At 69.4% G+C, this 22338-nt stretch carries 22 protein-coding genes and 2 tRNA genes; 19 read left to right on the forward strand and 5 right to left on the reverse strand.

The window, feature by feature from the left end:
- Positions 1-7: 7 nt before the first annotated feature.
- The 10 genes from WCE37_RS10295 (at position 8) to guaA (ending at position 10651) form a co-directional block, all read left to right on the forward strand.
- Entirely contained in the window at positions 8-652 is a 645-nt protein-coding gene (locus WCE37_RS10295; protein ID WP_343279278.1) for a tetratricopeptide repeat protein, read from the forward strand.
- Complete coding sequence (bamB, locus tag WCE37_RS10300) at positions 649-1857, forward strand: outer membrane protein assembly factor BamB (protein ID WP_343279279.1); 1209 nt, start codon at positions 649-651, stop codon at positions 1855-1857. The genes WCE37_RS10295 and bamB overlap by 4 nt, the downstream gene beginning before the upstream one ends.
- A 94-nt stretch (positions 1858-1951) precedes the next feature.
- Positions 1952-3367, forward strand: a complete 1416-nt coding sequence (gene der, locus WCE37_RS10305) for a ribosome biogenesis GTPase Der (RefSeq protein ID WP_343279280.1) — start codon at positions 1952-1954, stop codon at positions 3365-3367.
- Positions 3364-3936 (forward strand): NTP transferase domain-containing protein, encoded by a 573-nt coding sequence (locus WCE37_RS10310; RefSeq protein WP_343279281.1) that lies wholly within the window; start codon positions 3364-3366, stop codon positions 3934-3936. Before der ends, WCE37_RS10310 begins: the two co-directional genes overlap by 4 nt.
- 111 nt (positions 3937-4047) lie before the next feature.
- Complete coding sequence (gene moeB, locus WCE37_RS10315; protein WP_343254038.1) at positions 4048-5190, forward strand: molybdopterin-synthase adenylyltransferase MoeB; 1143 nt, start codon at positions 4048-4050, stop codon at positions 5188-5190.
- 79 nt (positions 5191-5269) lie between these two features.
- Entirely contained in the window at positions 5270-6295 is a 1026-nt protein-coding gene (locus WCE37_RS10320; protein WP_343279282.1) for a DUF2272 domain-containing protein, read from the forward strand.
- Positions 6296-6373: 78 nt separating this feature from the next.
- Complete coding sequence (gene folD / locus WCE37_RS10325; RefSeq protein ID WP_343279283.1) at positions 6374-7264, forward strand: bifunctional methylenetetrahydrofolate dehydrogenase/methenyltetrahydrofolate cyclohydrolase FolD; 891 nt, start codon at positions 6374-6376, stop codon at positions 7262-7264.
- 119 nt (positions 7265-7383) lie between these two features.
- Positions 7384-8841: an IMP dehydrogenase gene (gene guaB, locus WCE37_RS10330; protein ID WP_343279432.1), complete on the forward strand. Its 1458-nt coding sequence runs from the start codon at positions 7384-7386 to the stop codon at positions 8839-8841.
- Positions 8841-9071: a hypothetical protein gene (locus tag WCE37_RS10335; RefSeq protein ID WP_343279284.1), complete on the forward strand. Its 231-nt coding sequence runs from the start codon at positions 8841-8843 to the stop codon at positions 9069-9071. The genes guaB and WCE37_RS10335 overlap by 1 nt, the downstream gene beginning before the upstream one ends.
- Positions 9068-10651 carry a glutamine-hydrolyzing GMP synthase gene (gene guaA / locus WCE37_RS10340; RefSeq protein WP_343279285.1) on the forward strand — a complete coding sequence of 528 codons (1584 nt, stop codon included), beginning with the start codon at positions 9068-9070 and terminating at the stop codon, positions 10649-10651. The genes WCE37_RS10335 and guaA overlap by 4 nt, the downstream gene beginning before the upstream one ends.
- Positions 10652-10672: 21 nt before the next feature.
- Here the strand turns inward: guaA and WCE37_RS10345 are convergent, their stop codons facing one another.
- Complete coding sequence (locus tag WCE37_RS10345; protein ID WP_343253984.1) at positions 10673-11416, reverse strand: TorF family putative porin; 744 nt, start codon at positions 11414-11416, stop codon at positions 10673-10675.
- A gap of 143 nt (positions 11417-11559) precedes the next feature.
- On the opposite strand from WCE37_RS10345, the gene WCE37_RS10350 reads away from it, so the two are divergent.
- The 4 genes from WCE37_RS10350 (at position 11560) to WCE37_RS10365 (ending at position 15649) form a co-directional block, all read left to right on the forward strand.
- Positions 11560-12705, forward strand: a complete 1146-nt coding sequence (locus WCE37_RS10350) for an extracellular solute-binding protein (RefSeq protein WP_343279286.1) — start codon at positions 11560-11562, stop codon at positions 12703-12705.
- 3 nt (positions 12706-12708) lie between these two features.
- Positions 12709-13866 carry an ABC transporter ATP-binding protein gene (locus WCE37_RS10355; protein WP_343279287.1) on the forward strand — a complete coding sequence of 386 codons (1158 nt, stop codon included), beginning with the start codon at positions 12709-12711 and terminating at the stop codon, positions 13864-13866.
- A 128-nt stretch (positions 13867-13994) separates the two neighbouring features.
- On the forward strand, positions 13995-14852 hold the full coding sequence (locus WCE37_RS10360) for an ABC transporter permease subunit (RefSeq protein WP_343279433.1): 858 nt from the start codon (positions 13995-13997) through the stop codon (positions 14850-14852).
- Positions 14849-15649, forward strand: coding sequence for an ABC transporter permease subunit (locus WCE37_RS10365; protein WP_343275568.1), 801 nt, complete (start codon positions 14849-14851; stop codon positions 15647-15649). Before WCE37_RS10360 ends, WCE37_RS10365 begins: the two co-directional genes overlap by 4 nt.
- A 22-nt stretch (positions 15650-15671) precedes the next feature.
- Here WCE37_RS10365 and pdxK read toward each other — a convergent pair whose 3' ends face one another.
- A complete protein-coding gene (gene pdxK, locus WCE37_RS10370) occupies positions 15672-16553 on the reverse strand; it encodes a pyridoxine/pyridoxal/pyridoxamine kinase (protein ID WP_343279288.1) in 882 nt (293 codons plus the stop codon).
- Between the two features lie 73 nt (positions 16554-16626).
- Here pdxK and tadA point away from each other — a divergent pair, with 73 nt between their 5' ends.
- Both tadA and orn read left to right on the forward strand, forming a co-directional pair.
- Positions 16627-17124, forward strand: a complete 498-nt coding sequence (tadA, locus tag WCE37_RS10375; RefSeq protein ID WP_343279289.1) for a tRNA adenosine(34) deaminase TadA — start codon at positions 16627-16629, stop codon at positions 17122-17124.
- An 88-nt stretch (positions 17125-17212) separates the two neighbouring features.
- On the forward strand, positions 17213-17770 hold the full coding sequence (gene orn / locus WCE37_RS10380) for an oligoribonuclease (protein ID WP_343279290.1): 558 nt from the start codon (positions 17213-17215) through the stop codon (positions 17768-17770).
- A 176-nt stretch (positions 17771-17946) separates the two neighbouring features.
- Here the strand turns inward: orn and ppsA are convergent, their stop codons facing one another.
- Positions 17947-20322 (reverse strand): phosphoenolpyruvate synthase, encoded by a 2376-nt coding sequence (ppsA, locus tag WCE37_RS10385; protein ID WP_343279291.1) that lies wholly within the window; start codon positions 20320-20322, stop codon positions 17947-17949.
- Positions 20323-20448: 126 nt separating this feature from the next.
- On the opposite strand from ppsA, the gene WCE37_RS10390 reads away from it, so the two are divergent.
- From WCE37_RS10390 to WCE37_RS10400, 3 genes are read left to right on the forward strand one after another with little or no spacing between them, the layout of a single operon-like run.
- Complete coding sequence (locus tag WCE37_RS10390; RefSeq protein WP_343279292.1) at positions 20449-21270, forward strand: pyruvate, water dikinase regulatory protein; 822 nt, start codon at positions 20449-20451, stop codon at positions 21268-21270.
- Positions 21271-21292: 22 nt separating this feature from the next.
- Entirely contained in the window at positions 21293-21820 is a 528-nt protein-coding gene (locus tag WCE37_RS10395; RefSeq protein ID WP_343253975.1) for a DUF1249 domain-containing protein, read from the forward strand.
- Between the two features lie 4 nt (positions 21821-21824).
- Positions 21825-21989 carry a hypothetical protein gene (locus tag WCE37_RS10400; protein ID WP_343279293.1) on the forward strand — a complete coding sequence of 55 codons (165 nt, stop codon included), beginning with the start codon at positions 21825-21827 and terminating at the stop codon, positions 21987-21989.
- Positions 21990-22066: 77 nt separating this feature from the next.
- Here the strand turns inward: WCE37_RS10400 and WCE37_RS10405 are convergent.
- Positions 22067-22142: transfer RNA gene (locus WCE37_RS10405), tRNA-Glu, on the reverse strand.
- A gap of 41 nt (positions 22143-22183) precedes the next feature.
- Positions 22184-22259 (reverse strand) — tRNA-Ala (locus tag WCE37_RS10410).
- Between the last annotated feature and the right edge of the window lie 79 nt (positions 22260-22338).

A 22338-nucleotide genomic window follows, 5' to 3' on the forward strand; every position in this document is an offset into this window, starting at 1 on the left:
GATGGACATGGCAGTAGACGAGTTGCTCGATGAGCACGAACAGGGCGAACGCGTACGCGAGTGGATCCGCCAGAACGCCTTCGGGGTCATCGCAGGCATCGCGGTTGCGCTTGCCCTGGTCTACGGATACGGGAAGTGGCAGGACCACCTGCTGGCCCAGCGCGTTGCCTCCGGCGATGCCTACGCCGCGATAAGCGACAGCATCGCCGCGGGCGAACTCGACAAGGCGCGCACGCTTGCCGAAGGGGCAGGGCTTGACGACGGCGTCTACGGCACGCTGGTGGCCCTTGAGCTCGCAGCCGCGCAGGTCGGGGCCGGTGACGGCGAAGCCGCGATCAAGACGCTTTCGGACATCGGCGATCCCGAACCCGCGCTGGCCCCGGTGGTCGCGCGCCGACGCGCGGTGCTGCTGGTCGACGCCGGCAGGATCGACGAAGCACTGGCGGCGCTAGGCGATGCCGACGATGCCGGCAGCCTCGAGGTCCGTGGCGACGCCGAGTACGCCGCCGGCCGCATGGAGCAGGCCCGCGAGGCTTACCTGGCGGCGCTCACCAGGCTCGACGAAGCGGCGGTGAGCCAGCGCCAACTGCTCGAAATCAAACTGATCGACGTCGGCGGCACGCCCGCCAGGATCGAGGAAGAAGCCCCATGACCGCCCTCACGCACACGCACTCGCGCCGCCACGCCCGGCGCTTTGCCGCACGCGCGCTGCCCCTGCTCGCATGCGTCGCCATGGTCACCGGCTGCAGCACCGTCCGGGGCTGGTTCGGCGGGGATGACGACAAGGCCAATACCGAGCCGGCCGAGCTCGTGGAGTTCCAGTCGTCCGCCACGCCCAGCCGCATCTGGACGGCCAGCGCCGGCAAGGGTGACGGCGACACCGGCGTGGCGCAGGCGGCAACCATCGCCGACGGACGGGTCTATGCCGCGTCGGTGAAGGGTGGGGTGCGCGCATTCGACCTCCAGAGCGGCAGCCGCGTTTGGCACCACGAGACGGACCTGCGCCTGTCTGGCGGGCCGGGCGCGGGCGATGGCCTGGTGGCCGCCGGCTCGCTTGATGGCGACGTGGTGGCGCTGGACGCCGAAACCGGCGCCCTGCGCTGGACCGCCCAGGTGCCCAACGAGGTGATCACGCGCCCCGCCGTCGGCCAGGGCCTGGTGGTCGTGCGCTCCAACGATGGCCGGGTCACCGCTTTCGATGCGGCCAGCGGGGAGCGCCGCTGGTTCTGGGTTCGTGAACTGCCGTCCTTGACCGTGCGCGGCAATGCGCCGGTCACCCTGGCGCCCGGCCTGGCGTTCATCGGCACCGATGAAGGAAACCTGGCCGCGCTGTCGCTGGCGGACGGGCGCCTGGTCTGGGAACAGCCGGTCGGGACGCCCGATGGACGCACCGAACTGGAGCGCATGGCCGATGTCGACGGCGCACCGGTGGTCGACGGCAGCGCCGTGTTCGCCAGCAGCTACAAGGGCACCACCATGGCATTCGAAGGCCCGTCGGGCCGTCCGCTCTGGGCCGCTGAAAGTGGCGGCGCAGGCGGCGTCGGCATGGCCGACGACCGGGTCGTGGTGAGCGATGCCGCCGGCACGGTCTGGGGAATCGACAAGTACGTGGGCACGGCTTATTGGCAGCAGCCTGCGCTGGCCCGGCGCAACCCGGGTCCGGCAGCAGTGCAGGGCAGCTATGCCGTGGTCGGCGATTTCGACGGCTACCTGCACTGGATGCGCCTGTCCGACGGCGAGTTCGCCGCGCGCACGCGCGCCGGCCGGGCGGCCATCGCCGGGCGTCCGGCCGTGGCCGACGGCATCCTCGTGGTCCAGAACGTCAACGGCGACCTCAGCGCCTGGCGCATCGACTGAACCCGATAAAATGGCGGACAGCCGCGGCCCCGGGTAGTCTCACTGCCCGGGGCCGCGCGTTTCCGCCCCGCACCGCACCAAGGCACGACACAGCATGCTTCCCCTGATCGCCCTCGTAGGCCGTCCCAACGTCGGCAAGTCGACGCTCTTCAACGCGCTCACCCGGACGCGCGACGCGCTGGTGCACGACCAGCCCGGCGTGACCCGCGACCGCCACTACGGCGTGTGCCGCATCGATGAAGAGCGCCCGTTCGCGCTGGTCGATACCGGAGGCATCGCCGATGGCGGGGTGCACCTGACGACCGGCAACCTGGCCGGCGCCACCGCGCGCCAGGCCCGTGCCGGCGCCGACGAGGCCGACCTCGTGCTGTTCGTGGTCGACGGCCGCGAAGGCCCGTCGACCGTGGACGACGAGATCTTGGCCTGGCTGCGCAAGTCGGCCCGCCCGACCCTGCTCGTGGTCAACAAGACCGACGGCATGGACGCCCGCGCCGCCGTGGCGGAGTTCGCGCATTACGGCTTCAAGGACGTGCTGGCGATCTCCTCCGCGCACCGCCAGGGCATCGACGACCTGGTCGACGAGATCCGCGAACGCGTGCCAGAGGAAGGCGCGACCGAAGCGCTGGCCGACGACCCGGAACGCATCCGCCTCGCCTTCATCGGCCGGCCCAACGTCGGCAAGTCGACCCTGGTGAACCGGATCCTCGGCGAGGAGCGGATGATCGCCTCCGACGTCGCCGGGACCACCCGCGATTCGATCGCGGTCGACCTCGAGCGTGACGGCCGCCTGTACCAGCTGGTCGATACCGCCGGCATCCGCCGCAAGTCGCGGGTCGACGAAGCGGTGGAAACGTTCTCGATCATCAAGACCCTGCAGTCGATCGAACAGTGCCAGGTCGCGGTGGTGATGATCGACGCCCGCGAAGGCGTGACCGACCAGGATGCCAGCGTGCTGGGCGCGGTGCTCGATGCCGGCCGCGCGCTGGTGGTCGCGGTCAACAAGTGGGACGGGCTGGACACCTACCAGCGCGAGCAGGTCGAGGCGCTGCTGTCGCGCAAGCTCGCCTTCGTGCCCTGGGCCGAGGCCGTGCGCATCAGTGCGCTGCATGGTTCCGGGCTGCGCGAGCTGTTCGGCGCCGTGCACCGCGCCCACGCGTCGGCCACGCGCATCTTCAGCACGGCGGAAGTGACCCGCGCGATCGAAATGGCCGCGGAGTCCAATCCACCGCCCGTGGTCCGTGGCCATGCCGCCAAGCTGCGCTTCGCGCACCCCGGCGGCGATACCCCGCCGACGATCGTGGTCCACGGCACGCGGCTGCGCACCTTGCCCGACAGCTACCGGCGCTACCTCGAGAACTTCTTCCGCAAGCGCTTCAAGCTGGTGGGTACGCCGGTGCGCTTCGTGTTCCGCGAAGGCGAGAACCCCTACAAGGACCGCAAGAACGTGCTCAGCGAGCGCCAGGTCGCGAAGCGCAAGCGCCTGGTCAGGCACGCCAAGCGCGGCAAGTGAGCGCCGCGGCGACCACGCTCGGACTGCTGGCCGGAGGGCGCGCCACGCGCCTGGACGGCGCCGACAAGGCGTGGCTTGAAAGGCGCGGGCAAGCGCAGGTGCTGCGCCTGGCGCAACGTGTCGAGGCGGAAGTGGACGCGGTGCTGGTGTCGGCCAATCGCGACCTGGAGCGCTATGCCAGCCACGGGCTGGCCGCGATCGCCGACCGCCGCGCCGGCCTTGGTCCGCTGGGCGGGCTGGAGGCCCTGGCAGACGCCTGCACGACCCCTTGGCTGCTTACGCTCCCGGTCGACCTGGTCTCGGTCAACGATTGCCTGTTGCGCAGCCTCCGCGCCGCGGGCGGCGACGGTGCCTGGGCCGAGGACGATGACGGCCGGCAGCCGCTGGTCGCGCTGTGGCGGGTGGACGCGCTGCGCGCGGCATTGCCCGCCGTGCTCAGCTCCGGCGAACTCTCCGTGCACGGCCTGCAGTCGCGCCTGGGCATGGTCGCAGTGCGCTTTGCCGGCCTGCGCTTCGGCAACCTCAATACGCCGCCCGACCTCGCCGCCGCGGGGTTCTCGCCGGTCTGAACGGTGCGTCCCGCGGCCGGCCCGGCAGACGGCCCTGCCATGGCGTAGGGTAGGGCGCAATCGGGGCACGCCACAGTCGGCGGGAGTGGGCCCATGCAGGATAATCGCGGCATGCCGGTCATCGACATCACACCACGCGAGGCGCAGCGTCGCATCGCCACCACGGGCGCCATTCTCGTCGACGTACGCGAGGAGCACGAGCGCGAGCTCGGCATGGCCGAAGGCGCGCGGGGGATCTCCCGCGACGAACTCGAAATAGAACCCGACTTCCATTTCCACGACCGCGACGCGGAGCTGCTGCTCATCTGCCAGAGCGGGGGGCGCTCAATGCTGGCGGCCGAGACCCTGCTGCGGCAGGGCTACCGCAACGTGCACTCCGTTCGCGGCGGCACCCTGCTGTGGGCCGCGGAAGGCCTGCCGATGGCGCGACCCGAGGCGCCGGCGCAGCCGCGCGACCAAGACTTCCACGAGCGCTACTCGCGCCACCTGCTGCTGCCCGAGATCGGCATGCGCGGACAGAAGCGGCTGGCGATGGCGCGCGTGCTGATGCTCGGCGCCGGAGGCCTGGGTTCGCCGGCGGCGTTCTACCTGGCGGCAGCCGGCGTGGGCGAACTGCGCATCGTCGATGACGATGTGGTCGAGCGCAGCAACCTGCAGCGGCAGATCCTGCACGCCGATGCCGACATCGGCATGCGCAAGGTCGATTCCGCCGAAGTGCGGCTGTCGGCCCTCAATCCGCGGATGAAGATCGAGGCGGTGGCCGAACGGCTGACCTCGGCGAACGTCGAGCGCCTGCTGGAAGGCGTGGACGTCGTGGTCGACGGCGCCGACAACTTCCCCGTGCGCTACCTGCTCAACGACGCCTGCGTGAGGCTGGGCGTGCCGCTGGTCTACGGCGCGGTGCACCGCTTCGAAGGCCAGGTGAGCGTGTTCGACGCCGGGCGCCACCGCGGCGAGGCGCCGTGCTATCGCTGCCTGTTCCCGGAGCCCCCGCCCGCCGATGCGGCACCCAACTGCAGCGAAGCGGGGGTGCTTGGCGTGCTGCCCGGCGTGGTCGGCATGCTGCAGGCCACCGAGGCGCTGAAGCTGCTGCTGCACGTGGGCGAGCCGCTGCGCGGGCGCCTGCTGCATTTCGACGCGCTCGGCATGCGCTTCCGCGAAACCCGGCTGACGCCGGACCCGGCGTGCCCGCTGTGCGCGCCGGACGCGGCGTTCCCCGGCTACATCGATTACGAGGCCTTCTGCGCGGGCTGAGGGAGCCGTCGCCTGCGCGTGAGTACCCGCGCCCGGGCGCTGCGATACGCTCCGGTCGACATTCCGGGGAAATCTACACATGGCACATCGGCCGTGGCAGCACGCCGCTTTTGCGCTCCTCCTGCTTGCGTCCCTGGTGCTGGCGCCGACATCGGCGTGGGCGTCCGACCCCTGTCCGCTGCTGCGGGCGCAGCAGGCGGCGCCGGATGCGGCCACCCGGATCGCAGCCACGGCCTGCGAGGAGCACCAGGCCTGGTATCGCGGCTTCATCGACCGTGACGGTCGCCTTGCGGGGTCCACGGTGCGCGAGGCGGAGAACGCACGCCTGGCCAACGGCCAGTCCGCCTGGCTGCGGGTGGCCGGGTACTGGCGCGGCAGCGGCCTGCTGTGGCAGGTGCAGCAGCGCGCCGGCGCGGCGGAGTGCGTTGCCGCCAGTGACGCGTACCCGGCACCGGCCTGTCGCAGCTTCGTGGTCGACACGCCGTGGTCGGCCGCCTTCGTGTCCTGGGTGATGCGACGGGCCGCGCTGCCGGGCTTCGGCGCGTCCGCCAGCCACGTCGACTACGTGCGGGCGGCCTATCGCGATCCCGACGGCAGCCCGTATCGCATCGTCGATCCGCACGCGGCGCGGCCGGCCCGCGGCGACCTGTTGTGCTACGTGCGCGTCCCGGGCAGGAACTACGGCTTCGGCGGCCTGGCGACCCTGCTCAGCGCGCAGGATGGCGGCCTGGGCATGCACTGCGACATCGTGGTCTCGGCCGCGGAAGCGCGCGATCGCACGGCGCGGCTGGTCGGTGGCAATGTGTTCGACGGCGTCACCATGCGCCTGCTGCCGCTCACCGAGGGTGGCCGGTTCGCCGAGCTGCCGCTGCGTGGCGATGATGGCGTGGAATGCAGCCCGGACCAGCCATCGGCCTGCAGCGCCAACCGCCAGGACTGGGCAGCGCTGCTGCAGCTGCGGCCGCCGGCCGAGCTTGCCCGGCTTGCACCGGCGCCGCCCATGGCCGGTCAGACACCTGTGCCGGCACCGCAGTGCTGCGTGCACTGCGTAGTCGGGTCGGGCGTGCCGCGCTGCCCGGCCGCAGGGCAGGCGCCGATCGATTGAGGCCATGCCCGCCCCGCGGCTCGCGTCATGCGGTGTCGATCGGCGACAATGAAGGCCTCACGCCCGCGACCCACAGGCATGCCCGATATCGCTCACCAGGCCCGCATCCTCGACGGCAAGCGCATCGCCGATGAACTCCTCGACGCCCTCAGGCTGCGGGTGGAAGCGCGCACCGCGTCCGGCCACGCGCCGCCCGGCCTGGCCGTGGTGCTGGTCGGCGACAACCCGGCCTCGCGCTCCTACGTGCGCAACAAGCGGCGCGCGGCGGGCATCGTCGGCATCCGTGCGCTCGACTTCGACCTGCCCGCAGGCACCACCGAAGCCGAGCTTCTGGCGCTGATCGACCGCCTCAACGCCGATCCCGGAGTGCACGGCATCCTGGTGCAGCTGCCGTTGCCCGGCATTCCCGACGCCACCCGGCTGATCCACCGCATCGATCCGCGCAAGGACGTCGACGGCTTCCACCCCGAGAACGTCGGCCACCTGGCGCTGCGCCAGTTCGGCCTGCGGCCCTGCACGCCGCGCGGCATCACCACGCTGCTGGCCTGGACCGACCGCCCGGTGCGCGGGCAGAGCGCGACGATCGTCGGCGTCAGCAACCACGTCGGGCGGCCGATGGCGCTGGAGCTGCTGATCGCCGGCTGCACGGTCACCAGCTGCCACAAGTTCACGCCGCGCGACGTGGTGCGCCGGCACGTGGGCGAGGCCGACATCCTGGTGGTGGCGGTGGGCAAGCCCGACCTGGTGCCGGGCGAGTGGGTGAAGCCCGGTGCCGTGGTGATCGATGTCGGCATCAACCGCCTGGACGATGGCCGCCTGGTGGGCGACGTCGGTTTTGCCGCGGCGTCCGCGCGCGCAAGCTGGATCACGCCGGTGCCCGGCGGCGTCGGGCCGATGACCGTGGCCACCCTGATGCAGAACACGCTGGAAGCCGCCGAGGCTGCGGACGCCGCTGCGTCGGGCACCTGAGCGCCGGGGCGCGGCCTGCCCCACGAGGTCCCGGGCGGGACGCGCCATTCCGCCACCGGCCGCGCTGCAGCCGATGGCGACGGGGTAGAATGTCGTGCTTCACCATCACCGGCACGCCCATGCTGCGCATCCAGGCTGAAGCGCTCACCTTCGACGACGTCTCGCTCGTCCCGGCGCATTCCACGGTCCTCCCCAAGGACGTCTCCCTCGCCACCCGGCTCACGCGCGACCTGCGCCTGAACATTCCGATCGTGTCGGCCGCCATGGACACGGTGACCGAAGCCCGCCTGGCCATCGCCATGGCCCAGCTCGGCGGCATCGGCATCGTGCACAAGAACATGAGCGCCGAGCGCCAGGCCGCGCACGTGCTGCAGGTCAAGAACTTCGAGGCCGGTGTCATCCGCGAACCCTTCACCGTCGGCCCGCAGACCTCGATCGGCGAAGTGCTGCGGCTCACCCGCGCGCGCAACATCTCCGGCGTGCCGGTGGTCGATGGCGACAAGCTGGTCGGCATCGTCACCGGGCGCGACATGCGCTTCGAGAAGAAGCTCGATGACCCGGTGCGCAACATCATGACCCGCAAGGACAAGCTGGTCACGGTGAAGGAAGGCGCCAGCGACGGCGAAGTGATCGAGCTGCTGCACCGCCACCGGATCGAGAAGGTGCTGGTGGTCAACGACGAGTTCCAGCTGCGCGGCCTCATCACCGTCAAGGACATCCAGAAGGCGCAGGACAACCCGAACGCCGCCAAGGATCTGTCCGAGAGCCTGCTGGTCGGCGCCGCGGTGGGCGTGGGCGGCGATACCGAGGAGCGCATCGAACGCCTGGCCGCCGCCGGCGCCGACGTCATCATCGTCGACACCGCGCACGGCCATTCGCAGGGCGTCATCGACCGGGTGGCCTGGGCCAAGAAGCGCTATCCGCAGCTGCAGGTGGTCGGCGGCAACATCGTCACCGGCGACGCGGCGCTTGCGCTGTTGGACGCCGGCGCCGACGCGGTCAAGGTCGGCGTGGGTCCGGGTTCGATCTGCACCACGCGCGTGGTCGCGGGCGTGGGCGTGCCGCAGATCACCGCCATCGACATGGTGGCTTCGGCCCTGCAGGACCGCATCCCGCTGATCGCCGACGGCGGCATCCGCTACTCGGGCGACATCGGAAAGGCGCTGGCCGCCGGCGCGTCCACGGTGATGATCGGCGGCCTGTTCGCCGGCACCGAGGAAACCCCCGGCGAGACCGAGCTCTACCAGGGCCGCAGCTACAAGAGCTATCGCGGCATGGGCAGCCTGGCGGCAATGGAGAAGGGCTCCAGCGACCGCTACTTCCAGGAGGCCGCTTCGGCCGACAAGCTGGTGCCGGAAGGCATCGAGGGCCGGGTGCCGTATCGCGGCCCGCTCAGCGGCGTGATCCACCAGCTGATCGGCGGCCTTCGGGCCACGATGGGCTACGTCGGCTGCGGCACCGTCGAGGACATGCGCAGCAAGCCGCAAATGGTGAAGATCACCGGTGCCGGCCAGCGCGAAAGCCATGTCCACGACGTGCAGATCACCAAGGAACCGCCGAACTACAGGGCCGGTTGATGAAGGCGCCAACCCTTCGCGACCCGCGTGCGCCCGGCCGTCGCATCCTGGTCCGCGGCCTCCTGGTTGCGGCCCTGGTGGCGGCCGTGGTCTACGGCTACGACTTCTACCGCGGCTGGCAGCTGCGCGATTCCTGCACCGGCAACGGCGGCGAATGGAACGCGGAACTCGAGCAATGCACCTTCCGGATGGCCGTTCCCGCGGCACCGCACCAAGACCCCACGCCATGACCGACCTGCACCGCGACAAGATCCTGATCATCGATTTCGGCGCCCAGTACACGCAGCTGATCGCGCGCCGCGTGCGCGAGCTGGGCGTGTACTGCGAGATCTGGGCCTGGGACCACGACCCGTCCGAGATCGCGGCCTTCGGCGCCCGCGGCATCATCCTTTCGGGCGGGCCGGAGTCGACCACGGTCGAGGGCTGCCCGCGCGCGCCGCAGGAAGTGTTCGACAGCGGCCTGCCGCTGCTCGGCATCTGCTACGGCATGCAGACCATGGCCAAGCAGCTCGGCGGCGAGACCGAAGCCGCCGACGCGCGCGAGTACGGCCACGCCGAAGTCACGCTGATGGCGCGCGACCGCCTGTTCGGCGAGCTCAACGACCATGGCAGCGAACCGCCGCGCCTGGACGTGTGGATGAGCCACGGCGACCACGTCTCGAAGGCACCGCCCGGCTTCACCGTCACCGCAAGCACCGCCCGGGTGCCGGTCGCGGCCTTCGCCAACGAGGACAGGCGCTGGTACGGCGTGCAGTTCCATCCGGAAGTCACCCACACCACCTCGGGCCAGGCGCTGCTGCGCCGCTTCGTGGTCGACGTCTGCGGCAGCGAGACGCTGTGGACGGCCGAGCACATCATCGAGGACCAGGTCGCGCGCGTGCGCGAAACCGTCGGCAGCGATGATGTAATCCTGGGTCTCTCGGGTGGCGTCGATTCTTCCGTCGTGGCCGCGCTGCTGCACCGCGCGATCGGCGACCAGCTGACCTGTGTCTTCGTCGACACCGGCCTGCTGCGCTGGCAGGAGGGCGACCAGGTGATGGCGACCTTCGCCGATGCGTCAGACGCGCATGGGCTCGGCATCCGGGTGATCCGGGTCGATGCACGCGATCGCTACTTCAGCGCGCTGGCCGGGGTCACCGATCCCGAGGCCAAGCGCAAGATCATCGGTGGGCTGTTCATCGAGATCTTCGACGAGGAGGCCGGCAAACTGGCCAATGCCAAGTGGCTGGCACAGGGCACGATCTATCCCGACGTGATCGAGTCGGCCGGCAGCAAGACCGGCAAGGCGCACGTGATCAAGAGCCACCACAACGTCGGCGGCCTGCCCGAACACATGAAGATGGGCCTGGTGGAGCCGCTGCGCGAACTGTTCAAGGACGAAGTGCGGCGCATCGGCGTGGCGCTGGGCCTGCCGCACGAGATGGTCTACCGCCATCCATTCCCGGGCCCGGGCCTGGGCGTGCGCATCCTGGGCGAGGTGAAGCCGGAGTACGCCGACATCCTCGCGCGCGCGGACGCCGTCTTCATCGAGGAGCTGCGCAAGGCCGGCCTGTACGACAGGACCAGCCAGGCATTCGCGGTCTTCCTGCCGGTGAAGTCGGTGGGCGTGGTCGGCGACGCGCGCGCCTACGAATGGGTCATCGCGCTGCGCGCGGTCGAGACCATCGACTTCATGACCGCGCACTGGGCGCATCTGCCTTACGACTTCCTTGGCCGGGTCTCCAACCGGATCATCAACGAGGTCCGTGGCGTGTCGCGCGTGGTCTACGACATCAGCGGCAAGCCGCCGGCGACGATCGAGTGGGAGTAGGGCGCCTCTGGACGGACTCGTTCAGAACGCCCAGGTCAGCAGCAGCGCCGCGCGGCCGTCGGCCAGGCGCGAGTCGCCCACGGATTCCGCCAGCAGCTCGCTGTAGCCGGCGGTGTCGGTGTACTGCAGCCTGGCGTTGATCGGCCCGAAGTCGCGATCGAGCGACACCAGCCAGTCGCTGTAGCTGTCGCCGGCGGCGGCGTCCAGGTCGTAATGGCCGGCCTGCGCGCCCAGGGTGAAGCCGCTGCCGCCAAGCGGGAACGCGGCGCCTGCGTAGTAGTACCAGCCCTTGCCGCCCAGGTTGAAGATGTCCGGCGAGTACGCCACGCCGACGCGGTAGTTCTCCGCGAAGCCCAGCGTCGCCTCGATCTCGGTGTAGTCGATGTCGTAGTCGGCGCCGTTGTGGCCGGGATAGGCCACGCGCGACAGGAACACGTCGAGATCGGTGCCGCCGCCGAGTTCGCCGGCCCAGCCGATGTAGGCGTTGACCTCATGGTCGATGCCGTCGTCGCTGTCGCCGAAGTCGACGTTGGAGGCGAACGCGCCCGCGTAGAAGCCGCTTTCGTGCTCGACATAGCCCTCGAGCTGCAGCGCCGGGTCTTCCATCGTCTGGGAGACGCCCCGCCAGACATAGTCGCTGGCCGCGACCACCTCGCCTCCGAACGACCAGGCACCCTCGGTGGCGCCTTCAGCCTCCTGCGCCTGGGCGGGCAGGGTGCAGGCGAGGGCGGCCGCGAGCGCGGCGCACAGCGGGAACTTGCGCATTTCTTCCATCTCCGGGGCCTGATTCGCGGGCAAGGCGCGGGAAGATACCGCATTGCGAGCCTGATGCGGGTCAATCCCGTTGACACCGTCCGGATGCGCTACGAACAATGCTCTGCTTCCACACACCGTTCCGGAGAACCGCCGTGTCCCTGCGCCTCGCACCGCTCGCCTGTGCACTGATCCTTGCCGCCTGCGGTGGCAGCCAGACCGACGATGCCGGCGGCAGCGCGCCGGCGGGTGCCGAGGAAAAGGTGCTCAACGTCTACAACTGGTCGGACTATGTCGCCGACGACACCATCGCCAATTTCGAGGCGGCCACCGGCATCAAGGTCAACTACGACGTCTACGCCGACAATGAAACGCTGGAGACCAAGCTCACCGCCGGCGGCTCCGGCTACGACGTGGTGTTCCCGTCCGCGCGCCCCTTCGCACAGCGCCAGATCCGCGCCGGACTGTACGCGGAGCTGGACAAGTCGAAGCTGCCCAACCTGCAGCACCTGGACACCGCGATCATGGACGGCCTGTCCGATATCGATCCGGGCAACGCCCACGCGGTGCCCTATATGTGGGGCACCACCGGCCTGGGCGTGAACGTCGACAAGGTCCGGGCCGCCCTGGGCGAGGGTGCGCCGCTGGACTCATGGAGCCTGCTGTTCGACCCCGCCAACGCGGCGAAGCTGGCGTCCTGCGGCATCCACGTCCTCGACGACGACCAGGAGACCTTCGGCGCGGCGCTGCTGTGGCTGGGCCGCGACCCGAACGCGGGCGCCGCCGACGAGATCGACGCGGTCAGGCAGGTCTATGCCGCGATCCGGCCGCACATCCGCACCTTCAACAATGCCGAATACAAGGACGCCCTGGCCAACGGCGACGCCTGCCTGGTGATGGGCTATTCGGGTGACATCGGCCAGGCCCGCGACGTCGCGGCCGAGGCCGCGGAAGCGACCGGCAAGCCCGTCCCCGACATCCGCTACGTGATCCCGAAGGAGGGTGCGATCCGCTGGACCGACCTGGTCGCGATCCCCACCGATGCGCGCCACCCGGACAACGCCCACGCCTTCGTCAACTACCTGATGGAGCCCGAGGTGAGTGCCGCGATCACCGACCACGTCGCCTACGCCAACGCCAACCAGGCGGCCACGGCGCTGGTCGACCCGGAGATCGCCGGCGACACGGGCGTCTATCCGCCGGAAGACGTGCGCGCCAAGCTGGTCGACCCGACGTCGCTTCCGGAAGACGTGCAGCGCCAGCGCGTGCGCGCCTGGACCGGCATCAAGAGCGGCCGCTAGGCGATGACGGCCCCCGCGCGGAGCCTTGTTTCCGAACCCTGGCGTGACTCCGCCGCACAGCCCTTCGTGCGCATCGAGGGGGTCACGCGGACCTTCGGCAAGGTCTATGCTTGCGACGACGTCACCCTGGACATCTACCGCGGCGAGTTCTTCGCGCTGCTGGGCGGCTCGGGCTCCGGCAAGAGCACCCTGCTGCGGATCCTGGCCGGCCTGGAGGCGCCCGACCAGGGGCGCATCCTGATCGACGGTGTGGACGTGACCGACCTGCCGCCCTACCAGCGGCCGGTCAACATGATGTTCCAGAGCTACGCGCTGTTCCCGCACATGAGCGTGGCGCAGAACATCGCCTTCGGCCTGCGCCAGGACCGGCTGCCCGCCAGCGAGATCCGCGAGCGCGTGCAGGCGATGCTGGAGCTGGTGCGCATGCCGCAGCTGGCCAACCGCAAGCCGCACCAGCTGTCGGGCGGCCAGCGCCAGCGCGTGGCGCTTGCGCGCGCGCTGGCCAAGCAGCCCAAGCTGCTGCTCCTGGACGAACCCCTGGGCGCGCTCGACCGGCGCCTGCGCGAGCACACCCAGTTCGAACTGGTGAACATCCAGGAGCGCGTCGGCACCACCTTCATCATGGTCACCCACGACCAGGAAGAGGCGATGACGATGTCGTCGCGCATCGCGGTGATGGACACCGGGCGCATCGTCCAGGTCTCCACGCCGGCGGTGCTGTACGAATACCCGGCCACGCGCTTCGTGGCCGAGTTCATCGGCGGCATCAACATCTTCGAGGGCCGCGTGCTGGGCAGCGACGAGGCCACGGGCCAGGTGCGGGTCCAGTGCGATGCGCTCGACGCCGAATTGCTTGCGCGCCACAGCGACCCGCTGCCCGAGGGCACCGCGGTCAGCGTCGCCGTGCGCCCGGAGAAGATCGACGTGCACGAGGCGCCGCCGCCGCGCGGCAGCGTGGCCACCGAGAACGTGGTGGTCGGCAAGGTCCGCGACATCGCCTACCTGGGCGATGTCTCGATCTACCAGGTCGAGACCGGGGCCGGCGCCATCGTGCGCGTGCAGGAGACGCACGTCGCCCGCAGCTCCGAGCCGCACTACGACTGGGACGACACCCTGTGGCTCAGCTGGGAAGCGGCCAGCGCGGTGGTGCTGACGGCATGAACCAGGTCCGCAACGCGGGGCTGTGGGACTTCTGGTTCGACGTGGTGCGCAACCTGTTCGGCTGGTTCCGCGCGGTCGGCCACGAATTCCGCACCCGCCGCGGCCGCTTCCTGGTCACCGCGCTGCCGATGCTGTGGCTGGGCCTGTTCTTCCTGGTGCCATTCCTGATCGTGCTCAAGATCAGCTTCGCGCAGGCGGTGTTCGGGCAGGCACCGCCGTACACGGCCCTGGTCGAGACCGCGGCCGACGGCGCGGCCTCGCTGCGCCTGCACGTGTCCAACTACGCGATGCTGCTGTCCGACCCGCTGTACGTGTCGGCCTATCTCAAGTCGCTGCTGTTCGCGTCGGTGTCCACCGTGTTCTGCCTGCTGCTGGGCTATCCGATCGCCTATGGCATCGCACGCGCCACGCCGGTGATGCGCCTGCTGCTGCTGGTGCTGGTGATCCTGCCGTTCTGGACCAGTTCGCTGCTGCGCACCTATGCGCTGATCGGCATCCTGAAGGCCAATGGACTGCTGGCACAGGCGCTGATGGCGGTCGGGCTGGCCGGTCCGGACTTCGCACTGCTGCACACCGACATCGCGGTCTACATCGGCATCGTCTACAACTACCTGCCGTTCATGATCCTGCCGCTGACCGCCACGCTGATACGGCTGGACTTCACCCTGCTGGAAGCCGCCGAGGACCTCGGCGCCAAGCCATGGCACGCGTTCCTGCGGGTGACGCTGCCGCTGTCGATGCCGGGCATCATCGCCGGCTCGCTGCTGGTGTTCATCCCTGCAGTCGGCGAGTTCGTGATCCCCGACATCCTCGGCGGGCCCGACGCGCTGACCATCGGCCGGGTGCTGTGGATCGAATTCTTCACCAACCGCGACTGGCCGCTTGCGGCCGCGGTGACCATCGCCATGCTGGTGATGATCGTGCTGCCGACGCTGTTGTTCGAATACTTCGAGAACCGGCGCAGCGAACGCGAGGCGGAGGCATGAAGCGCAATCCGTTCCTGCTCTACACCGCGATGGTGCTGGGCTACGCCTTCCTGTACATCCCGATCCTCTCGGTGGTGGCGTACTCGTTCAACGCCTCGCGCGTGGCGACGGTGTGGGGCGGCTTCTCGACCCGCTGGTACAGCGCGCTGCTGGCCAACGACCAGCTGCTGGATGCGGTGCAGCGCAGCTTCCTGATCGCCGCGATCACGGCGACCGCCGCCGTGTTCCTGGGCACCGCCTGTGGCCTGGCGCTGTCGCGCTTCGGCCGTTTCCCGGGGCGCGGCCTGCTAAGCCTGATGAACTCCGCGCCGATGGTCATGCCCGACGTGATGATGGGGCTGTCGTCGCTGCTGCTGTTCGTGACCCTGCAGCAGGCCTTCGGCTGGCCCGACCGCGGCATGGTCACGATCACGCTGGCGCACATCACGCTCACCGCCTGCTACGTCACCGTGGTGGTGCGCTCGCGCATGGCGGGCATGGACGACAGCCTGGAAGAGGCGGCCATGGACCTGGGTGCGAAGCCCTGGCGGGTGTTCTTCGTGATTACCCTGCCGCTGATCGCACCCGCGCTGCTGGCAGGCTGGCTGCTTGCCTTCACGCTGTCGCTGGATGACCTGGTGATCGCCAGCTTCACCTCCGGCCCTGGCGCAAGCACGATGCCGATGGTGATCTATTCCAAGGTCAAGCTCGGCGTGACACCGGAGATCAACGCGCTGGCCACGATCATCGTGGTGCTGGTCGCGGCGGGCGTGAGTGTCGCAGGGGTGTTGATGCATCGCAGGCAGGGCACGGGCTGATCCGACACCGCACGCGCGTGCATCAGGCATCCGGCGCCGGGTCGGGGAAGACCAGCATTTCGGCGCTGCCGGCGGCGCGGGTGGTGGCCAGGACTTCAAGCACGCGGTCGCAGGCGTGCCTGGCTGCATCGGCAAGGCCGCATCCGGCAAGCCGGTGTCCGGCGAGGGTCGCGCTGAACAGGTCCCCGGTTCCCTTGGGCGTGCTGTCCAGTCGCGGGTGCTCGATGACTTCGACGGACTCACGGGTCACCACGGCCACCCGCATCATGCCGGCCCGCCAGCTGGCCGGCGCCGCGCTGGTGGCGACGACGCAGCGGGTTCGTCCGCGGAGCAGGGCGCGCGCCGCATCCACGACCTCGTCGACGCTTGCCACCGGCCGACCGGCCAGGAGCCCGAGCTCGAAGCCGTTGGGCACCAGGCCGTCGGCCAGCGGCAGGAGATGGGTGCGATAGGCCTCGACCATGCCCGGGTCGACGTACACGCCGACGTCCTCATCGCCGATCACCGGATCGATGAAGACCTGGATGTCCGGGCGCTCGTGCACGAGGGCCTCGATCCAGCGTGCAAGCGCCATGGCCTGGGCGGGACCGCCGAGGTAACCCACGACCACGGCCTTCAGGCGCCGCAGCGAGTCGCGCGCGTGCAGGTCCGCCAGGTAGCCTTCGAACCACTCCAGCGGGATCGCGCCGCCATGGATTGTCGGATGGTGCGGCGTATTGCTCAGCACCACCGTCGGCACGGCGGCCACGCGCAGGCCCAGCGCCTGCAGCGTCGGCACCGCGATGGTGTTGCCGACCTGGCCATAGACGACCTGCGACTGCACCGAGACGACGTCGACCTGCATCGGCCGCAGTGGTGCCTCTCCGCCATGCCCGGACGGTGCGGGTGCGTTGCCTGTGTCCATCCGCTGATTCTAGGCCCCGCGGCGGCGGGCGCCGCTGATGCCGGTCAGGTCCGGGCCATCTAGAATGCGCGGGATGCACCCGGATGACGCCACCAGCCCCGACCAACGCGACCAGGCCTGGATGCGCCATGCACTGGCGCTGGCCGACCGTGCCGAGCGCGAGTTCGACGAGATCCCGGTGGGCGCGGTGCTGGTGGGGCCGGAAGGCGGGATCGTGGCCGAAGGCTGGAACCGGAACATCGGCGAGCACGACCCCAGCGCGCACGCCGAAATCGTGGCCATGCGCAAGGCCGGCCAGGCGCTGGGCAACCACCGGCTCATCGGCTGCACGCTGTACGTGACGCTGGAGCCCTGCGCGATGTGCGCGATGGCGATGGTCCACGCCCGCATCGCACGCGTGGTCTACGGGGCCGCCGATCCCAAGACCGGCGCCGCCGGCAGCGTCTTCGACCTGCTGGCCGATGCGCGCCACAACCACCGCGTCGAGGTGAGCGGCGGCGTGCTTGACGTGGAGGCCGGAACCCGGCTGCGCGACTACTTCCGGCGCAAGCGCGGGCGCGCCGCGGGCTGAGACAGCTTCAGGCGCCACGTTATGATGTGGGATTGCCGCGCCGGGCTTCGCATGCCCGCCGTGAACCGACACCCGACAAAGGAACGACGTGAGCGAAAGCAGCAACCGCCTGGCATGGATCGACCTTGAAATGACCGGCCTGGACACCGACCACGATTCCATCCTGGAGATCGCGACGGTGGTGACCGACGCCGACCTCAACATACTGGCCGAAGGCCCCGAGCTTGCCATCGCGCATCCGCTGGCGCGGCTCGAGGCGATGGACGACTGGAACCGCAACCAGCACGGCAAGTCCGGGCTGTGGCGGCGGGTGCTGGAGGAGGGCGTGCCGATGGCCGAAGCCGAGGCGCGCACGCTGGAGTTCCTTGGGCGCTGGCTGAAGCCCAACGAGTCGCCGATCTGCGGCAACTCCATCTGCCAGGACCGCCGCTTCCTGCACCGCCGCATGCCGCAGCTCGAGCGCTTCTTCCACTACCGCAACCTCGACGTCAGCACCATCAAGGAACTGGCGCGCCGCTGGGCGCCCGACGTGCTGGCCGGCATCCGCAAGCAGGCCGCACACACCGCGCTGAGCGACGTCCACGACTCGATCGCCGAGCTCCGCCACTACCGCGGCGCCATGGGCACCTTCGCCCCGCACAAATAACGCTGTGCTCCCGTTGCAGGAGCAGCTATAGCTGCGACCCGGCATAGCACGTGTGCCACGGATTCGGGTCATGCGCGGAAAAAAGGAAAGCCCGGGCTGCGAAGCCCGGCCTTCCAATCTTGCTGCCGCGGTGATCGCGGCCATGGCCGCGCCCACAGGGGACGCGGCGCGGGTGCTCAGCCGGTGGCCTTGGACTTGGCCAGCTTGAGCCAGGTGTCGACCACGGTGTCGGGGTTGAGCGACAGCGACTCGATGCCCTGCTGCATCAGCCATTCGGCAAGGTCGGGATGGTCGCTCGGGCCCTGGCCGCAGATGCCGATGTACTTGCCCTTGGCCTTTGCCGCCTGGATGGCCATCGACAGCAGCTTCTTCACCGCCGGGTCGCGCTCGTCGAACAGGTGCGCGACCACCGCCGAGTCGCGGTCGAGGCCAAGCGTCAGCTGCGTGAGGTCGTTGGAGCCGATCGAGAAGCCGTCGAACATCTCCAGGAACTCGTCGGCCAGCAGGGCATTCGAGGGCACCTCGCACATCATGATCACCTTGAGCCCGTTGACGCCGCGGCGCAGGCCGTTGGCGGCCAGCACCTCGAGCACGCGGCGGCCCTCGTCGAGCGTGCGCACGAACGGGATCATCACCCAGAGGTTGTCCAGGCCCATGGTCTCGCGCACCTTGAGCACCGCGCGGCATTCCAGGGCAAACGCATCCGCGAAGGCCTTGTCGACGTAGCGGCTGGCGCCGCGGAAGCCGATCATCGGGTTCTCTTCCTCGGGCTCGTAGCGGCTGCCGCCGATGAGGTTGGCGTACTCGTTGGACTTGAAGTCCGACATGCGCACGATCACCGGGTTCGGCGCCACCGACGCGGTCAGCGTGGCGATGCCCTCGGCCAGGCGGTCGACGTAGAAGCTCACCGGGTCGGCGTAGCCGGCCGCGCGCTCGTCGATCTTTTTCTTCGTTTCCGCATCCTGCTTGTCGTATTCAAGCAGCGCGTTGGGATGCACGCCGATATGCGCGGCGATGATCATCTCCAGGCGCGCCAGGCCGATGCCGGCGTTGGGGAGCTGGCCGAAGTCGAACGCGCGCTCGGGGTTGGCGACGTTCATCATGATCTTGAGCGGCGCCTCGGGCATCGAGGTCAGGTCGGTGGTGATGCGCTCGAAGGGCAGGGCACCCGCGTAGATGAAGCCGGTATCGCCCTCGGCGCAGCTGATGGTGACGGTGGCGCCGTCCTCGATCGTGTCCAGTGCGTTGCCGGTGCCGACCACGGCGGGCACGCCCAGCTCGCGGGCGATGATCGCCGCATGGCAGGTGCGGCCGCCGCGGTTGGTGACGATGGCGGCGGCGCGCTTCATCACCGGCTCCCAGTCGGGGTCGGTCATGTCGGCGACCAGGACATCGCCGGGCTGCACGCGATGCATGTCGTCCAGGGTGCGCACCACGCGCGCCACGCCGCTGCCGATCTTCTGGCCGATCGCGCGGCCTTCGCAGACCACGGGGCCGCGGCTGCCGAGCATGAAGCGCTCGATCTGGGTGGCCTTGGCGCGCGACTTCACCGTTTCCGGGCGCGCCTGGACGATGAACAGCTTGCCGGTCACGCCGTCCTTGGCCCACTCGATGTCCATCGGCCGCTCGTAGTGCTGCTCGATGGTCAGCGCCTGGCGGGCGAGTTCGTGCACGTCTTCGTCGCTGATCGAGAACTTCGAGCGCAGGGCGTCCGGCGTGTCTTCGTTGCGCACGCGCTCGCCGGGCTGGTCGGAATAGACCATGCGGATCTGCTTGGCGCCGAGCGAGCGGCGCAGGATGGCCGGGCGTTCCTTGCGCAGCGTCGGCTTGTAGACATAGAACTCGTCAGGATTGACCGCGCCCTGCACGACGTTTTCGCCCAGGCCATAGCTTGAAGTGATGAACACCACGTCGCGGAAGCCGGACTCGGTGTCGAGGGTGAACAGCACGCCCGAGCTTCCGCAGTCCGAACGCACCATCAGCTGCACGCCGGCGGACAGGAACACGTCCTCGTGCTTGAAGCCGTGGTGCACGCGGTAGGCGATCGCGCGGTCGTTGTAGAGGCTGGCGAACACCTCCTTGACCTTGACCACCACGTCGTCGGCGCCGGTGACGTTGAGGAAGGTTTCCTGCTGGCCGGCGAAGCTGGCATCGGGCAGGTCTTCGGCGGTGGCAGAAGAGCGCACGGCCACCGCCACGTCCTGGCCACCGTTGTCGGCGCAGAGCTTGGCGTAGGCGGTGCGGATGTCGGACTCGAGCGCAGGGTGCAGCGGTGCGTCGATCACCCAGCCACGGATCTCGCCGCCGGCGCGCGCCAGCGCGGGCACGTCCTCGACGTCGAGCGTCGCGAGCTTGTCGAAGATCCGCTGGTGCAGGTTGTTGTGGGCGACGAAGTCCTTGAAGGCGTCGGAGGTGGTGGCAAAGCCGCCGGGCACGGATACGCCGAGCCGGGCCAGGTTGCCGATCATCTCGCCAAGCGAGGAATTCTTGCCGCCCACCTGTGCAAGGTCGGTCAGGCGAAGGTCGTCAAGCCACAGGATGTTGGCGCTCAAGGCGGACTCCGGAGGGAAATCGGTGGATCAGCGGGAAAGGTGGCCGGCAGCGGCACCGGGCGTCGAGTCCGGGTATTTTAGCAAGCCATCCCGCCGCGGGGCCCGCGGCGCAGCAGGAAAAAACGCATGTCGACGCCGCGCCCGGTCTTTTACGTCTCGGATGGCACCGGAATCACCGCCGAAACCATCGGCCACAGCCTTCTCACCCAGTTCCGCGACACGGCGTTCGCCCCCGAGCGCATTCCCTTCGTCGACAGCATCGAGCGCGCCGGGGAGATCGCCTTGCGCATCCGGGCGGCGGGCGAGGCCTGCGGGCTGCGGCCGATCGTGGTCAGCTCCTGCGTCAACGTCGACTTCACCGCGGCCATCGCCGCCAGTGGCGCCATGCTGCTGGACGTGTTCGAACCGTTCATGAGCCTGCTCGAGGCCGAGCTGGGCGAAAGCCGCCAGGCCCGCGTCGGCCAGGCGCACGGCATGGTCGATTTCGACGCCTATCACAAGCGCATCAATGCCATGAACTATGCGCTGACGCACGACGACGGCATGTCGATCAACTACGACGCGGCCGACGTGATCCTGGTGGCCGTGTCCCGCGCCGGCAAGACGCCGACCTGCGTCTACCTCGCGCTGCACCACGGGATCGCAGCGGCCAACTACCCGCTGACCGAGGAAGACCTGGAGCACGACCGCCTGCCGCCGCGCCTGCGTGCGCACCGCGCCAAACTGTTCGGGCTGACCATCGATCCCGTGCGCCTGCAGCAGATCCGCCAGGAGCGGCGCCCGAACTCGAAATACGCCGAGCTCGAGACCTGCAAGCGCGAAGTGGCGGCGGCGGAATCGCTGTTCCGCGCCGAGCGTATCCCGGTGCTGAGCACCACCCACACCTCGATCGAGGAGATCTCCAGCAAGGTGATGTCGACCCTGGGGATCCGCCGCGGCATGTTCTAGCCGAGCGTGTAGCATCGCTGGCATGTCGCACGTCGTCGCCCGCCGCCTGCATGTCCCCGGTCTCAGCCGCCTCGGCTGGCTGATGGCGCTGTACGCGGAAAACCATTCGCGGCTGGTGCGCCTGTTCGAAGCAGGCGACCTCGCCGTCGGCGGATACGTTTCCAGCATTGGCGACGGCCTCGACCTGCGCCTCGACGTGGTCGAGCGCCACGCCTACACCAGCGAACTGCGCATGGCCTACGTGGCACTGCCCGATCCGGTCACCGGCCAGCCGGACCCTTCCGCGTTCCTGCGGCTGTATCGCGACGCGCGCCAGGTGGAGGCCACCCACTGCTACGTCGGGCGCCGCTGGCAGGACGCGATCGGCATGTTCCCGCCGCCGGCGCAGCTGCTCGGGCACCGGATGCGGATGAACACCTTCCTCGGCAAGTGGCTGCAGTACCTGGCCGAAAGCGGGCATGGCGTGGCCACGCTGGCGCCGCTGCCTTCATGCCCGGCGCCGGGGGCGATGCTATCTTCGAAACGCAGTTCCCCCGACAGCAAAAGGTGAACCCATGACGACGAAGCTCGACAAACCGCTCAAGCGCGAAGTGCAGATCGGCGACAAGGCCTACACCCTGACCATCGACCCGACGGGTCTGAAGCTGGTCGAAAAGGGGCATCGAAAGGGCGTGGAAATCGACTGGCCGGAGATCGCCGCGCGCGAAGGAAAGGGCTGAGCTACCAGCGACACGGACCGGCAACGCAGCCATCTCCACAAAGAAAAAGCCCGCCATGAAGGCGGGCTTTTCCGTGTTGGCGTCCCCACGGGGATTCGAACCCCGGTGTCCACCGTGAAAGGGTGGTGTCCTAGGCCTCTAGACGATGGGGACTTTGAAACCGTCCGCACTCATGACCGGCCCTGGTCGATGAGTGGTGGAGCCAGGCGGGATCGAACCGCCGACCTCCTGCATGCCATGCAGGCGCTCTCCCAGCTGAGCTATGGCCCCACGTTGCTGAGCCCGAAATTGTAGGGGCGGGAAATCGTTCCGTCAACACATGTTGTCGCGTTGCGCCTCGATGTCCTGT

The organism is Luteimonas sp. MJ250 (assembly GCF_039548455.1).
Taxonomy (GTDB): domain Bacteria; phylum Pseudomonadota; class Gammaproteobacteria; order Xanthomonadales; family Xanthomonadaceae; genus Luteimonas.

Excerpts from the sequence above, each read along its gene's own strand:
- WCE37_RS10295 (WP_343279278.1), top strand. The coding sequence starts at position 8 with ATGGCAGTAGACGAGTTGCTCGATGAGCACGAACAGGGCGAACGCGTA.
- bamB (WP_343279279.1), top strand. The coding sequence starts at position 649 with ATGACCGCCCTCACGCACACGCACTCGCGCCGCCACGCCCGGCGCTTT.
- der (WP_343279280.1), top strand. The coding sequence starts at position 1,952 with ATGCTTCCCCTGATCGCCCTCGTAGGCCGTCCCAACGTCGGCAAGTCG.
- moeB (WP_343254038.1), top strand. The coding sequence starts at position 4,048 with ATGCCGGTCATCGACATCACACCACGCGAGGCGCAGCGTCGCATCGCC.
- WCE37_RS10320 (WP_343279282.1), top strand. The coding sequence starts at position 5,270 with ATGGCACATCGGCCGTGGCAGCACGCCGCTTTTGCGCTCCTCCTGCTT.
- folD (WP_343279283.1), top strand. The coding sequence starts at position 6,374 with ATGCCCGATATCGCTCACCAGGCCCGCATCCTCGACGGCAAGCGCATC.
- guaB (WP_343279432.1), top strand. The coding sequence starts at position 7,384 with ATGCTGCGCATCCAGGCTGAAGCGCTCACCTTCGACGACGTCTCGCTC.
- WCE37_RS10335 (WP_343279284.1), top strand. The coding sequence starts at position 8,841 with ATGAAGGCGCCAACCCTTCGCGACCCGCGTGCGCCCGGCCGTCGCATC.
- guaA (WP_343279285.1), top strand. The coding sequence starts at position 9,068 with ATGACCGACCTGCACCGCGACAAGATCCTGATCATCGATTTCGGCGCC.
- WCE37_RS10345 (WP_343253984.1), bottom strand. The coding sequence starts at position 11,416 with ATGCGCAAGTTCCCGCTGTGCGCCGCGCTCGCGGCCGCCCTCGCCTGC.
- WCE37_RS10355 (WP_343279287.1), top strand. The coding sequence starts at position 12,709 with ATGACGGCCCCCGCGCGGAGCCTTGTTTCCGAACCCTGGCGTGACTCC.
- WCE37_RS10360 (WP_343279433.1), top strand. The coding sequence starts at position 13,995 with ATGCTGTGGCTGGGCCTGTTCTTCCTGGTGCCATTCCTGATCGTGCTC.
- WCE37_RS10365 (WP_343275568.1), top strand. The coding sequence starts at position 14,849 with ATGAAGCGCAATCCGTTCCTGCTCTACACCGCGATGGTGCTGGGCTAC.
- pdxK (WP_343279288.1), bottom strand. The coding sequence starts at position 16,553 with ATGGACACAGGCAACGCACCCGCACCGTCCGGGCATGGCGGAGAGGCA.
- tadA (WP_343279289.1), top strand. The coding sequence starts at position 16,627 with ATGCACCCGGATGACGCCACCAGCCCCGACCAACGCGACCAGGCCTGG.
- WCE37_RS10390 (WP_343279292.1), top strand. The coding sequence starts at position 20,449 with ATGTCGACGCCGCGCCCGGTCTTTTACGTCTCGGATGGCACCGGAATC.
- WCE37_RS10395 (WP_343253975.1), top strand. The coding sequence starts at position 21,293 with ATGTCGCACGTCGTCGCCCGCCGCCTGCATGTCCCCGGTCTCAGCCGC.
- WCE37_RS10400 (WP_343279293.1), top strand. The coding sequence starts at position 21,825 with ATGACGACGAAGCTCGACAAACCGCTCAAGCGCGAAGTGCAGATCGGC.